The 14061-nt window shown below is 68.7% G+C and carries 12 protein-coding genes; 9 read left to right on the forward strand and 3 right to left on the reverse strand.

The features are described from left to right. Positions 1–25 precede the first annotated feature (25 nt). Together kstR and otsB are read left to right on the forward strand one after the other, a co-directional pair. The gene (gene kstR / locus GON09_RS15275; RefSeq protein WP_213932528.1) at positions 26–685 is read left to right on the forward strand and encodes a cholesterol catabolism transcriptional regulator KstR; all 660 of its coding nucleotides are present in this window, start codon (positions 26–28) and stop codon (positions 683–685) included. Between the two features lie 92 nt (positions 686–777). Further along, positions 778–3354 carry a trehalose-phosphatase gene (gene otsB, locus GON09_RS15280; protein ID WP_213932529.1) on the forward strand — a complete coding sequence of 859 codons (2577 nt, stop codon included), beginning with the start codon at positions 778–780 and terminating at the stop codon, positions 3352–3354. Between the two features lie 49 nt (positions 3355–3403). Here the strand turns inward: otsB and GON09_RS15285 are convergent, their stop codons facing one another. After that, a complete protein-coding gene (locus tag GON09_RS15285; RefSeq protein ID WP_213932530.1) occupies positions 3404–4510 on the reverse strand; it encodes a LacI family DNA-binding transcriptional regulator in 1107 nt (368 codons plus the stop codon). Between the two features lie 169 nt (positions 4511–4679). On the opposite strand from GON09_RS15285, the gene GON09_RS15290 reads away from it, so the two are divergent. The 6 genes from GON09_RS15290 (at position 4680) to GON09_RS15315 (ending at position 10618) form a co-directional block, all read left to right on the forward strand. Next, complete coding sequence (locus GON09_RS15290; protein WP_213932531.1) at positions 4680–5729, forward strand: metal ABC transporter solute-binding protein, Zn/Mn family; 1050 nt, start codon at positions 4680–4682, stop codon at positions 5727–5729. Between the two features lie 26 nt (positions 5730–5755). Further along, positions 5756–6619, forward strand: a complete 864-nt coding sequence (locus tag GON09_RS15295) for a metal ABC transporter ATP-binding protein (RefSeq protein ID WP_213932532.1) — start codon at positions 5756–5758, stop codon at positions 6617–6619. Continuing rightward, positions 6616–7500 (forward strand): metal ABC transporter permease, encoded by an 885-nt coding sequence (locus GON09_RS15300; protein ID WP_213932533.1) that lies wholly within the window; start codon positions 6616–6618, stop codon positions 7498–7500. The genes GON09_RS15295 and GON09_RS15300 overlap by 4 nt, the downstream gene beginning before the upstream one ends. A 103-nt stretch (positions 7501–7603) precedes the next feature. After that, complete coding sequence (locus GON09_RS15305; protein ID WP_213932534.1) at positions 7604–9205, forward strand: GMC oxidoreductase; 1602 nt, start codon at positions 7604–7606, stop codon at positions 9203–9205. 19 nt (positions 9206–9224) lie between these two features. Then, positions 9225–9983 carry a LamB/YcsF family protein gene (locus GON09_RS15310; RefSeq protein WP_213932535.1) on the forward strand — a complete coding sequence of 253 codons (759 nt, stop codon included), beginning with the start codon at positions 9225–9227 and terminating at the stop codon, positions 9981–9983. Between the two features lie 26 nt (positions 9984–10009). After that, positions 10010–10618, forward strand: coding sequence for a 5-oxoprolinase subunit B family protein (locus tag GON09_RS15315; protein ID WP_213932536.1), 609 nt, complete (start codon positions 10010–10012; stop codon positions 10616–10618). Between the two features lie 18 nt (positions 10619–10636). On the opposite strand, the gene mgtE is transcribed toward GON09_RS15315, so the two are convergent. After that, the gene (gene mgtE / locus GON09_RS15320) at positions 10637–11989 is read right to left on the reverse strand and encodes a magnesium transporter (RefSeq protein WP_213932537.1); all 1353 of its coding nucleotides are present in this window, start codon (positions 11987–11989) and stop codon (positions 10637–10639) included. Positions 11990–12076: 87 nt separating this feature from the next. Here mgtE and GON09_RS15325 point away from each other — a divergent pair, with 87 nt between their 5' ends. After that, entirely contained in the window at positions 12077–12949 is an 873-nt protein-coding gene (locus GON09_RS15325; RefSeq protein ID WP_213932538.1) for a biotin-dependent carboxyltransferase family protein, read from the forward strand. Between the two features lie 35 nt (positions 12950–12984). Here GON09_RS15325 and GON09_RS15330 read toward each other — a convergent pair whose 3' ends face one another. Next, complete coding sequence (locus tag GON09_RS15330) at positions 12985–14028, reverse strand: alpha/beta hydrolase (protein WP_213932539.1); 1044 nt, start codon at positions 14026–14028, stop codon at positions 12985–12987. Positions 14029–14061: the final 33 nt, after the last annotated feature.

Here is a 14061-nt window from a genome sequence, read left to right on the forward strand (position 1 = left end):
AGTCAAGGCGTGAGGAAACGAATTTATGGCCACCCCGTCCCGCTCCCGTGCCAACGGACACGGAACTCTGACCGCCCTCACCGAGGACGATCTCAGTTCCAATGCCCAGAAGGAACGGCGCAAGCGGATTCTCGACGCCACCCTGGCGCTCGCGTCCAAGGGTGGTTACGAGGCTGTGCAGATGCGGGCAGTGGCCGAACGAGCGGACGTCGCGGTCGGCACCCTCTACCGGTACTTCCCGTCCAAGGTGCACCTGCTGGTCTCCGCACTCGGCCGTGAATTCGCCCGCATCGAGGGTAAGGGCCGCATCCCACCCGGCCACAGCCCGCTCGAGCGTATGCACCTGATCCTGAGCCTGATCACCAAGGCGATGCAGCGCGATCCGCTGCTCACCGAAGCCATGACGCGGGCGTTCATGTTCGCCGACGCATCGGCCGCCGCCGAGGTCGATCAGGTCGGCATTCTCATGGACCGGCTGTTCGCGAGGGCCATGAACGACGGAGAACCCACCGAGGAGGAACTCGCCATCGCGCGCGTCATCAGCGACGTGTGGCTGTCGAACCTCGTCGCCTGGCTCACGCGCCGTTCGTCGGCCACCGATGTCGCCCGCCGGCTCGAACTGACCGTGGATCTTCTGCTCGGCGACGGCTCCCGCGCCCCGAAGACGATCGCCTCGGGAGTTTGAGGGTCGATTCCCGGTCTTCTGTAACCGGAAACACGCAATCGGAAGGCCGACGGGGTCCGACTCCCGCCCGACTCTGACCTAACGTGGTTCAGGTGAGTGCCCACGATCTTCCGATTGACCTTCGACGTGCTCTGGTGGCTGTCGCGCGGACGCCCCGCCTGCTCGTGGCGACCGACTACGACGGCACCATCTCCCCCATCGTGAGCGACCCGGAGAAGGCCTATCCGCACGACGATGCGGTGCGGGCGCTGCGGGGCCTTGCCGCTCTTCCGTCGACGTCCGCCGCGGTCATCTCGGGTCGCGCTCTCAAGGATCTCGCCGCCCTGTCGCGGTTGCCGGTCGAGGTCAAGCTCGTCGGCAGTCACGGTTCCGAGTTCGACATCGGATTCGTCCACGAGGTCGATCCCGAGGCCAGGGACCTGCTCGCCACGATCGTCGAGGGATTGGATGCGGTGGCGTCCCGGTTCACCGGCGTGCAGGTGGAGGTCAAGCCCGCGAGCGCCGCGCTCCACGTGCGCAATGCCGCCCCCCGCGACGCCGAACAGGCCCTCGACCTCGTGCGGAACGATCTCGCGCTCCGTCCGGGCGTGCAGGTCACCGAGGGCAAGGCCGTGATCGAGCTGTCCGTGGTGCCCACCGACAAGGGCAAGGCGCTCGACGTCATCCGGCATCAGGAGGCCGCCACTGCGGCGGTGTTCTTCGGTGACGACGTGACCGACGAGAAGGCCTTCCGTTCGCTGCAGGGCCCGGACGTCGGAGTGAAGATCGGCGACGGCGACACCGCCGCCGAGTACCACGTCCGCACCAGCGAAGAGGTCATCGCGGCGCTGGCGTTCCTGCTCGAGGAACGTCGTACGTGGCTGTCGGGTGCCCACGTCGCACCGATCGAACGTCTGACGATGCTCGCGAGCCCCCGTTCGAAGGCGCTCGTGACCCCCGACGGCACGATCACCTGGCTGTGCCACCCCGAACCCGATTCCGCTGCGGTATTCGCCCATCTGCTCGGCGGCGGCGCCGCCGGTCACTTCTCCATCGGCCCGACCCGTCAGGCACTGCCGCTCAGCCAGCGGTATATCGACTCGACGATGACAGTGGTGACCCGGTGGGCGTCGCTCGCGGTGGTCGACTACCTCCCGCACGACGTCGAGGCCGGCCGCACGGATCTGACCCGCGTGATCACCGGACGCGCGAGCGCGGTGGTGACCTTCGCTCCGCGACCGGAGTTCGGACAGGGCCAGGTCACCCTCGAGGTCGAGGACGACGGCATCCGGGTGATGGGCTTCAACGAGCCCTACGTACTGCGCTCTCCCGGGGTGCGGTGGGACATCACGACCGACGGGGTGCACCAGACCGCCCACGCCGTGGTCGATCCCACCGAGAACGACATCATCCTCGAGCTTCGTTGCGGCACCGATGATCTCGACGAACATCCGGTGCCGGAGGTCGAACGTCGGGCGCAGTCCGAGGCGTACTGGCACACGTGGGCGTCCCGTCTCGAACTCCCGCCGCTCAAGCCCGACCTCATGAAGCGTTCGGCGCTCACCCTGCGTGGGCTGGTCCACGGGCCCACGGGTTCGATCCTCGCCGCGGCGACCACCTCGCTCCCCGAGGAGATCGGTGGCGTCCGCAACTGGGACTACCGCTACTGCTGGCTGCGCGACGCCGCGCTCTCGGCGCAGGCGCTCGTGCGGGTCGGATCACTCGAGGAGGCCGAGAACTACCTCGATTGGGTCCACCGTGTCCTCGAGACCGTCCCCGGCCCCGAACGCCTGCACCCGCTGTACACGCTCGCCGGCGGAGCGCTTCCGCCCGAGGCCGTGCTCGACTCGCTTCCCGGTTACGCCGGTTCGCGGCCCGTGCGTATCGGCAACGCCGCGAACCAGCAGGTACAGCTCGACGTGTTCGGTCCGATCGTCGACCTGATCGCCGACCTCGCACACAGCCGCGAGGAACGCGGCGTGCCCCACGATCAGGCCCTCACCGACCGCGACTGGGAGCTCGTCTGCTCGATGGTCACCGCGGTGGAACGCCGCTGGTTCGAGCCGGATCACGGCATCTGGGAGATCCGCCACGCACCCCGTCACCACGTGTACTCGAAGGTCATGGGATGGCTGACCGTCGACCGGGCGCTCACGCTCGCCGAGAAGTTCGGCCGGACCGCCGGTGAGGGATGGGTGGCGCTGCGCGACGAGATCGCCGACGAGGTCACCGAGAAGGGCTGGAACGACGAGGTCCAATCGTTCACCTCGGCCTACGACGGCACCGATCTCGACGCGGCCACCCTGTTCATCGGACTCACCGGACTCGTCGACCCGCAGGACGAGCGGTTCCGGGCGACCGTGCAGGCCACCGAACGGGAGTTGCGCAGCGGCGCGACCGTTTACCGCTATCACAGCGACGACGGCCTGCCGGGCGCCGAAGGCGGCTTCCACCTGTGCGCGGCGTGGCTCGTGGCGGCCTACCTGCTGATCGGGCAGCGCAACGATGCCGAAGCACTGTTCGCGCAGCTCGTCGCGGCGGCCGGACCGACCGGTCTGCTCAGTGAGGAGTACGACCCGGTCGCGGAACGTTCACTGGGCAACCACCCGCAGGCGTACAGCCACATCGGCCTGCTGCGCTGCGCCCAGCTGCTGTCGGGGGCGAAGGCCATGGGCGACCGGGCTCGCTGAGCCCCCGGGCGACCGGGCTCGCTGACACCCTGCGGCCGACGGCGCTGCGCTATTCCGCGTACCACTCGCTCTCCACCCGGCCCGAGGTGGCACCGAACCACAGCTGGGTCCCCAGGGTCTCGAGTGCGGGCACCCCGGAATGCGAGGGGGCGGCGAGGAGCAATTCGCCGGCGCGCCGCCCCTTGTCCTTCTGCGGTTGCCGCACGGTCGTGAGACCTTCGCGGATCGCTTCGTCGATGCCGTCGAATCCGGTGATCGACAGATGCCCCGGCACGTCGAGACCCATCTGGTTGGCCCATGCGAGCGCGCCGAGCGCGAGTACGTCGGTGGTGCACACGAGCGCGGTGATCCGCGGGTTGACCCGCATGATCTGCGCTGCGGCGGACAGTCCGTCCTCCGCGGTGTGGGTGTAGCGCTCGACGACGGTGAGCGAGTCGGGGGCCAGACCCGCAGCGCTCATGGCGTCCTGGACGCCGCGGATGCGTTCGCGCTGCACGTGGAAACCGCTGGTCCCGATGGTCGACAGATCGACGACCCCGTCGTGTCGTTCGCGGCCGAGGCGCATCGACAACATGCCGATCTGGCGGTGGCCGAGCTCGATGAGATGGGCGGCGAGATCGCGCATCGCCCGCCGGTCGTCGATGCCCACCACCGGGATGTTCTCGAGTCCACGCGGCTGGTCGCACGCGACGACGGGGAGGTGCCGTTCGAGTACGGCCGCCAGATAGGGATCCTCTGCGGGGACCGAGTACACGACGAAACCGTCGACGGACGACCGGTGCACGACCTGCGCGGCCTCGTCGTCGGTGCGTCCGGGCCCGGCGGGGATGAGCAGCAGTCCCTGCCCCGCCGCTTCGCAGGCCTCCGACAGTCCCGACAGGAAGCTCATGGCCGCGGGATCCCTGAAGGAATAGCTCAACGCTTCGGTGAGCAGGACCCCCACCGCTCCGGCCTTCCGAGTACGCAGCGACCGCGCCATCGGATCCGGTCCGGCATATCCGCGTCGCTTGGCGACTTCGAGGACACGCTCACGCAGTTCGGCGGACAACTGATCGGGACGGTTGTACGCGTTCGAGACCGTGGTGCGGGAGATCTTCAACTCGGCGGCTATCGACGCCAGGGTCGCCTGTCGGCGCGGCTGACGAGACCTGGACATGAGAGGACCGTAGTCCTGTGTCCATGCTCACGACCACTCAGGGATGGTGGGAGGGCTTCGCGTCGTCCGCTAAAGTGGAACGGTAACGGTTACCAATAACGTTTGGGTCGGTCGCTCGGTCGTTCCGGACCCTGTTCGTCGAAGACCGCCGATCCTCAGGAGAAGAACTGTGCGACTGTCCTCCCGCACGGCCCTCGCGGCCGCTGCCGTAGCCTGCGCGACCGCACTCGCCGCGTGCGGCACCGATACATCCGGTGCCGGTGCCGGTGCCGACGACGACGCGATCAGCGTCGTCGCCTCCACGAACGTGTGGGGGTCGATCGCGCAGGCTGTCGCCGGAGACCGCATCGAGGTCCGCTCCCTCATCACCGAGCCGAACGCCGACCCGCACTCCTACGAGGCCAGCCCCCTCGACGCCGCGGCGATCAGCGACGCCTCGCTCGTGGTCTACAACGGGGGCGGCTACGACCACTTCGTCGACGACATCCTCGACGCCGGTGGCGAGAAGCCGGCCGTCGTCGAGGCCTTCGCCCTGTTCGAGTCCGGCGCGTACTCGGACCTGCACGCCGGGCACGACCACGGCACCGGCAGCGAAGACGGCACCGAGAACGATTCGGACACAACCATGTCCGATGATCCTTCGCACGAGGCCGGCGACGGTCACTCGCACGAGGGTCACGACCACGGCGGCATCAACGAGCACGTCTGGTACGACCTCGCGACCGCCGACGCCGTTGCGCACGCGGTCGCCGACCGGCTCGCCGAGCTCGACCCCGAGGGTGCCGCCACCTACGAGGCCAACGCCGCGGCCTTCCATGAGAACCTGCACTACGTGGCGGATGTCGTCGACAGGATCGCCGACACGCACGGCGACGCTCCCGTCGCCCAGACCGAGACCATCGGTCACTACCTCGTCTCGGCCGCGGCACTCGACGACGTCACTCCCACGGACTTCACCAATGCCATCGAGAACGGCACCGACCCGTCCCCGGCGGCGATCGCGACGACGCGGCAACTGTTGGTCGACAAGCAGGTTCGCGTCCTGATCTACAACCCGCAGACCGAGGACCGGATCAGTCGCGAGATGCGCACGGCAGCAGAGTCGTCGGGCGTCGCGGTGGTCGAGGTTTTCGAAACCCTGCCCGACGGTGTCGACTACATTCAGTGGCAGGCCCGGACCGCCGAGACCCTCGCCGCCGCGCTCGATACCGCCTCCTGACCATCCGAGCGAGAACACGGACTTCGGTGACACCTCCTCCATCCGACCGCACACCCACCGTCGAACTCCGCGATGCCCGGCTGGCATTCGGAGATCGCGTCCTCTGGGAAGGTCTCGACCTCGCCGTCGAGCCCGGCGAGTTCCTGGCGGTGCTCGGGCCGAACGGTGCCGGCAAGACATCGCTGCTCAAGGTGTTGCTCGGCCAGCTCCCACTCACCTCCGGAACCGCGACGATCGCCGGACAACCCGTCCGAACCGGGAACTCCCACGTCGGCTACGTACCGCAGCAGAAGTCGCTCGACGAGGGCGTACCGCTCCGGGGGCGCGACCTCGTCGGCCTCGGCATGGACGGACACCTGTGGGGAACCGGCCTGCGGACCCGCCGGCGCCGCCGCGTCGCGGTCGACGACGCGATCGCCCAGGTGGGCGCCGAGTCCTACGCCGGTGCCCCGATCGGTACGCTCTCCGGTGGCGAGCAGCAGCGGCTGCGTATCGCGCAGGCGCTCGTCGGCGATCCACGGGTGCTTCTGTGCGACGAACCGTTGCTGAGTCTCGATCTCGCCAACCAGCACCTGGTGTCGTCGCTCATCGACCGCCGCCGCCGCGACCACGACACCTCCGTGCTGTTCGTCACCCACGAGATCAATCCGATCCTGCCGTTGGTGGATCGCGTGCTGTACCTCGTCGACGGCCAGTTCCGCATCGGCACTCCCGCCGAGGTGATGACCTCGCAGGTGCTCTCCGAGCTGTACCGCACCGACGTCGAGGTGCTCGAGATGCGCGGACGCCTGGTGGTCGTCGGCACCGGAGACGCTATCGACGCGCTCGGCAGTGCCGGCGGACTGCGCCCCGGGGAAGGCGTCCACCACGATCACGAGGACCATGAATGAGCAGCAAGTTCACCGACGCCCTGGGCCGGATGTTCGACGTGGAGACCACCGTCCAACTCCTGCAGTACGACTTCGTGCAGCAGGCACTGATCGCCGGCGCGATCCTCGGCCTGCTCGCCGGCGTGATCGGTCCGCTGATCATCAGCCGTCAGATGGCGTTCTCCGTGCACGGCACCTCCGAGCTGTCGCTCACCGGTGCCGCCGCGGCGCTCATCATCGGGGTCTCGGTGGGACTCGGCGCCGTCGCGGGTGCCGTGATCGCCGCGATCCTCTTCGGGGTCCTGGGAACACGTGCACGCGAACGGGACTCCGTCATCGGCGTGGTGATGGCCTTCGGTCTCGGCCTGGCCGTCCTGCTGCTGTGGGCCTACGACGGGCGCACCGGTGCCGCTTTCTCGTTGCTCACCGGCCAGATCGTGGCACCCGGCGGTACCGGGATCGCCCTGCTCGCCGCGTGCGCCGCCGTCGTGATCCTCACGCTCCTGGTGATCTACCGTCCGCTGTTGTTCGCCAGCACCGACCCGGAGGTGGCGGCCGCCCGCGGCGTCCCGGTCCGCGCGTTGTCGATCGTGTTCGCTGTACTGGTGGGTGTCACCGCCGCCCTCGGCGTGCAGATCGTCGGGGCGCTGCTGGTGATGGCACTGCTCATCACCCCGGCCGCCTCGGCGGCACGTGTGGTCAGCGGACCGCTCGCCGCCACCGTGCTGTCGGTGGTCTTCGCGGAGATCTCGGCGGTCGGCGGCATCCTGCTCGCACTGGCGCCGGGGGTGCCGGTCTCGGCGTTCATCACGACGATCGCGTTCGTCATCTACATGGTGTGCCGCGTGATCGGCACCGCCCGCAGCCGGCGGGGTTCCGGGCGGGTCGCCGCTGCGGCCTGACGTCACTGCCACCGGAACGTGATCTTGACGCGCTCCGCGGTGCCTGCCTAGATTCCCGAGATTGTTCCGGTAACGGGACGTCACAGGCATCGGGGGTCAGAGAATGCAGCACGTCACGCGTCGGTCCTTCCTCGCCGGAGCGGCCGCGGCCGCCGGCCTCGCCTTCACCGGCGCCACGAGCGCCCAGGCGGCACCCGGCATCCCCGCCCGCGTGAACCACGTGCCGCTCACCCACGAGGAACACCGGGTCGTCGTCATCGGTACCGGCTTCGGCGGTGGCGTGACGGCCCTGCGACTGGCCCAGTCCGGAGTACGCGTGCACATGCTCGAGCGCGGCATCCGATGGCCCACCGGCCCGAACGCGAACACCTTCCCGCGCGTCGACAATCCGGACGAGCGCTTCCTCTGGCACCGGTCGAACCCCGAGGTCTTCGGCCGCCACCTCGCCTTCGAGCCGTACACCGGTCTCGTCGAGGCCTGCGTCGGCGAGAACATGACCGCCCTGTGCGCTGCCGGTGTCGGCGGCGGGTCACTCGTCTACCAGGGCATGTCGCTGCAACCCGACGAGGCGGTGTTCGAAGCCAACTTTCCGAACGAACTCGACTGGGCGCGCATGGACCGCGTCCACTACCCACGGGTCGCGCAGATGCTGCGCTTGGCCGTGGCACCGAACGAACTCGTCGACAGCCCCAACTACGCGACGTCGCGCATCTTCGCCGACCGTGCACGGAAGGCCGGACTGCCGATCGACAAGATCCCGATGCCGATCGACTGGAACTACGCGCTCGCCGAACTCCGCGGCGAGATGGCCCCGGCCTACACCGACGGTTCCGGAGCCATGGGCGTCAACAACGGCGGCAAGCACTCCGTCGACGTCACCTACATCGCGGAGGCCGAAGCCACCGGCCTGGTGACCGTGGCGACACAGCATGAGGTCACCGACATCGAGCGTCGCAAGGACGGCCGGTGGACGGTGCACGTGAACCACATCGACACCTCCGGTGCGGTCCTCGAGAACAAGGTCCTCACCACCGACGCCCTGGTGTTGTCCGCGGGCACCATGAACACCACCCGGTTGCTGATGAAGGCGGCAGCGAAGGATCTGATCTCCGATCTGCCCGAGGGCGTCGGTCAGGGCTGGGGTTCCAACGCCGACCGCATCTACCTGTGGACGAACCTCGAGGAGGAGTTCGGTGCCGTCCAAGGCGGTCCCGTCGTCTACGGCAGCAAGAACTGGGACGACCCGAACGCCGCGTACACCGTCATCCAGGCCTCCATCCCGGGCTTCTACGGGATCGACATGCGCAGCACGGTCATGGTGGGCTTCGGTGTCAGTGCGGGTCGCGGGCACTTCGTCTACGACGCCGGTCGCGACGACGCCGTCCTGCGCTGGCCGCACGAAGGGGATGCGGCGGTGCAGACAGGCTGCATCGATCCGACCGTGCGCCGCATCGCCGGTGAACGCAGCATCCTGACCGATACGAACGCGATCGTCCCGTCGACCTGGCATCCGCTCGGCGGGGCGAGCATGGGCACGGTGTGCGATCTCGAGGGCCGGGTGCTCGGCCAGCGCGGGCTGTACGTGCTCGACGGCGCCCTCATGCCGGGCAACACCGCCGCGTGCAACCCGTCGATGACGATCGCCGCGGTCGTCGAACGGGCCCTCGACGACATCGTCGTCCGCGACGTCGGAACGGTCTTCTGACCGCGCCTAGACTCGGGTCGTGACCCGCATCGATCTCAACAGCGACCTCGGCGAGAGTTACGGCCAGTGGCGTCTCGGCGACGACGAGACCATGCTCGACATCGTCACCAGTGCCAACGTGGCGTGCGGATTCCACGCCGGCGACCCGGCGACACTGCTGAGCACCTGCCACGGCGCTGCGAAGCGCGCGGTGCGGATCGGCGCTCAGGTCGGATACAACGACCTCGCCGGCTTCGGTCGTCGCTTCATCGAGGTGCCGTCCGCAGATCTCACCGCCGAGATCATCTATCAGATCGGTGCCCTGGACGGTCTCGCGCGGGCGGCGGGATCGTCGGTGAGTTACGTCAAACCCCACGGGGCGCTGTACAACGCGATCGTTCATCACCGCGAGCAGGCCCGGGCGGTCGTGGATGCGGTACGCACCTACGACGCCTCACTTCCGGTCCTCGGACTGCCCGACTCCGTCTTCCTCGAGGAAGCCGAGCGGGCCGGACTGAGGGTGGTCACCGAGGCGTTCGCCGACCGCGCCTACACCCCCGAGGGCACACTGGTCTCCCGGCGCGAACCCGGTGCGGTACTGCGTGATCCGGGTGAGGTCGCCGAGCGGGTCCTGCGCATGGTCACCGAGGGAATGGTCACCGCGATCGACGGAAGCGACGTGCGTGTAGGAGCGCAGTCGGTGTGCATCCACGGCGATTCCCCCGACGCGACGGCGATGGCCGTCGCCGTCCGGCGCCGCCTCGACGCCGAGAACATCGACATCCGGGCGTTCGTGTGAACGCCGGGACTCCACGAGGTATACCGATGCGAATCATCCGCGCCGGGGACGGCGCACTGCTCGCCGAATTCGAGTCCCTCGACGAGGTTCTCGGCCACTTCCGGGCCCTGGACCGGGAGCGGCCCGGCGGCGTCGTCGATCTCGTTCCGGCGGCTCGAACGTTGCTGGTGTGTTTCGATCCGTCCGAGACGGACGTGCAGGTCGTGCACCGGTGGATCGCCACCACCCCACCGTTGTCCGGGGACACCGCCACCGTCGAAGAGGTGACGCTCGAAGTCCGGTACGACGGGGACGATCTCGAAGAGGTCGGCGAGTTGACCGGACTGGGTGCCGACGGCGTGGTCGCCGCCCACACAGGCAGCCTCTGGACGGTCGCCTTCGGCGGATTCGCGCCCGGCTTCGCCTATCTCACCGGTGGGGACCCGCGGTTGCACGTGCCGCGCCGCAGTTCGCCACGCACCACCGTGCCGTCCGGCGCAGTGGGGCTCGCAGGCGAGTTCTCGGGCGTCTACCCGCGGCAGTCGCCCGGCGGGTGGCAGCTGATCGGAACCTCCGACGCCCTGCTGTGGCAACCGGGCCGGACGCCTGCGGCGCTGTTGCGCCCGGGACACGCGGTGCGCTTCATCGCGATCTGATCCGCTCCCTCGCCGTGTTCAGATTCCCAGCACGGCCTTTGCGATGAGGAAGTAGATCACCAGGCCGGTCGCGTCGACGAAGGTCGTGATGAACGGATTGGAGAAGACCGCAGGGTCGGCGCGAATCGACTTGGCCACCAACGGCATCGCACCACCGACCGTGGCGGCGAGAGTGCAGATGCTCACCAGCGTCAACCCGATCACCGCGCCCACCGAGGAGTCGTAGACCAGGGACGTCAGGACGAACGCGACCGTACCCAGCAGAACACCGAGGGACAGACCCACCCGGAACTCGCGAGCGACCACCCCACCGATGTCGCGTGGCGTCACGTCGTCGAGCGCCAACGCGCGGGTGACGGTGGTGGCGGCCTGATTTCCGGTATTGCCCCCGGTCCCGATGATCAGTGGCACGAACAGCGCGAGGGTGACCACCTGGCCGAGGGTCGACTCGAACACTTCGAGGACCTGAACCGTCAGGGTCGCGCCGAGGGCCAGGACGAGCAACCACACCACCCGTGAACGCACCAACAGCCCCACCGGTGTCGCGAGATACGGCCGGCGCAGGGGCTCGGTACCACCGATCCGCGCCTGATCCTCGCTGTCGGCGATCTCGAGGATGCTCAATGCGTCGTCCACGGTCAGGATGCCCACCAGCCTGGTCTCGCGGTCGACGACGAGCAACGCGAGCAGTTTGAGTTCGGCACATCGGCGCGCGGATTCCTCTGCATCATCGGTGACGCGCGCCCAGTACGGCTCGTTCATGATGTCGGCGATGACCGTTCCCGGCGCCGCCCCCATCAGCTCGCGCAGGCCGACCACGCCCAGGAGCACACGACCGTCGTCCACCACCGGCAGGGTGTACACCGTCTCCGCATCGTCGAGGCGACGACGCACGGCGTCCATCGCCTCCTCTACAGCCATGTCGTGACGTAGTGACACGAAGGCCGGGCTCATCCGTCGACCGATCGCACGCTGCGGATAGCCGAGGATCGCGGCGGTCACATCCCGATCGGCGGGTGGCAGTCCGTGCATCAGGGACGATGCGACCGTGGCCGGGAGCTCGTCGAGCAGTTCCACGCGGTCGTCCGGCTCGAGGCTCGCGAAGATCGCGGCCACCTGGTCGTCGCGGAGAGCCTGGACCAGTTCGCTCTGCATACTCGGATCGAGATGTTCGAAGACGTCGATCGCGCGGTCCTTGGGAAGAAGCCGGTAGAGCACCGCACGGTCGGTCCGGCCGAGTCGTTCGAGCACGTCGACGACCTGTTCGACGTTCAGTTCCGCTACGGCGTCGTGCGCTGCGGGAAGGTCGTCGGCCTCGAGGGCCTTCTCGACGCGTCTCGTCGTCGTTGCACGGACGTCCGCTTCCTCCATGTCCACCACCTCCGTCCTCGATCATCTTCAACCTAACCCGTCCGTTCGGAAGGAGTCCGGCCGTGCGAGCGAACGCGGTGGGTGAGAATGAACGTCGTGGCGTGGTTCGAGGTGATCTCCGGCGGAATGCTCACGACGGTGCAGGATCGCGGACGTCCCGGTTACGGCTCCTCGGGGCTCACCCGCTCCGGCGCCGCCGACCGGCGCGCGCACGACGCCGCGAATCGGCTCGTGGGCAACCAGCCGGACGCCGCGACACTCGAGGTCACCGGCGGCGGTCTCGTCGTCCGCAGTGTCGGCGAGACGACGGTGGCGGTGACCGGTGCCCGCGCCCACGTGACCGTGTGCGACCGACCGGTCGGCGACTGGGCGCGCATCGCCCTGCGGAACGACGACGTGCTGCGGATCGGCCTCCCGAACGACGGGTTGCGGATCTACCTCGCGGTGCGCGGCGGCATCGACGTACCGGAGGTGCTCGGCAGCAGATCAACCGACACCCTGTCGAACACCGGACCGTCACCGGTACGCACCGGTGACAGGCTGCTCGTCGGCGCGATGTCGGCCACCCTGCCCGATGAGGAACAGTTCCCACCTCCGCCGTCGATGGACGATCCTGTGGAGATCCGGGTGCGGCCCGGGCCGCGCGACGACTGGTTCACCCCCGGATCGTTGCGCGCACTGTTCCACGAGACCTGGACGGTGACACCACAACTCGACCGGGTGGGCATCAGGTTCCATGGCCCCGGCCGCCTGCACCGGGCACGGCACGAGGAAATGCCCAGCGAGGGCATGGTTCCGGGGTCGCTGCAGATACCGCCGGACGGGCACCTGGTGCTGTTCCTCGTCGACCATCCCGTCACGGGCGGCTATCCGGTCGCCGCGGTGGCGATCGCCGCAGACCTGCCCGTCGCTGCGCAATTACGTCCCGGACAACGGGTGCGGTTCGTGCCGGTGCGGTGACCGTCGATTCTCGTGACCGCCGAGTCTCGTGATCATCAGATTCGGGACCGGACGGACGGATCGGCCTCGTCCGTCGGGTCGGCGGTCGTCACCTGTCGCACGAAAGTGATCGCCTCGTCGAGTGCGTGTTTCGCCGGCGGCGAGATACCCGGCAGGCTGAGATAGCCGTGCACCGTGCGGGGGTAGTCGGTCTCCGTCACGTGACCACCCTTGTCCCGCAATGCCGACGCATAGCGAACGGCGTTGTCGCGCAACGGGTCGTGTCCCGCCATTTGCACAAGGGCGGGCACGGCGGCACCGGCGAGCGTGCCGCGCAACGGTGCCGCGGTCGGCGCGTACGGGTCGGCTCCGGCCAGATAGAGACGAACGAACGCCCGCATGCCGCGGGAGGTGAGGACGGGAGCGTTCGCGAACTGCCGCTCCGACGGGAACTCATCCTCCATCTCCGTCGCCGGATAGATCAGCACCTGGCCGACCGGCAGCGGACCGTCCGACCGTCCGGCGACATCGGCGACGACGGCCGCGAGATTGCCGCCGGCACTGTCGCCCGCGACCACGACGCGGGACGGATCACCGTCGAACTCCGCAGCGTGCGCGACGACCCACCGGAACGCGGCCCAGCAGTCCAGGACCGCCGCGGGATACGGATGTTCGGGGGCGAGCCGGTAATCCACCGACACCACGACGCACGGGGTCCGCGCGGCCGTGTGGCTCGCCCACCATTCGTTCTGCTCCGGGTTGCCGAGCACCCATCCACCGCCGTGGAACAGCAGCACGACCGGCAGCGGGCCGCTCACGCGTGCGGAGGGTCGATAGATCCTCAGACGGGTCCGGACCGGCGAGTCCTCGGCTGCGAGGTCGTCGATCGCGTCGTGCTCGAGGTCGACCCACCGGTCCTCGATCCGCACGCCGGGATGCGGCCGGCCCGAGATCAACCGGCCGACCGGAGACGACAGCAGCTTCGCGCGCGCAGCGCGGCGTGCCGGAATCTCGTCGACGCGTGCGTCGGCGATGGACTTGTTGGTGAAGCGTTCGAGGAACGCGAACACTTTCGTACGGAACGGCAGGGAGGCGACCACGAGGACAGACTAGGCCCTCGTGGCGGTGGAACC

The sequence above is a fragment of the Rhodococcus sp. B50 genome (assembly GCF_013602415.1).
Lineage (GTDB): Bacteria > Actinomycetota > Actinomycetes > Mycobacteriales > Mycobacteriaceae > Rhodococcus.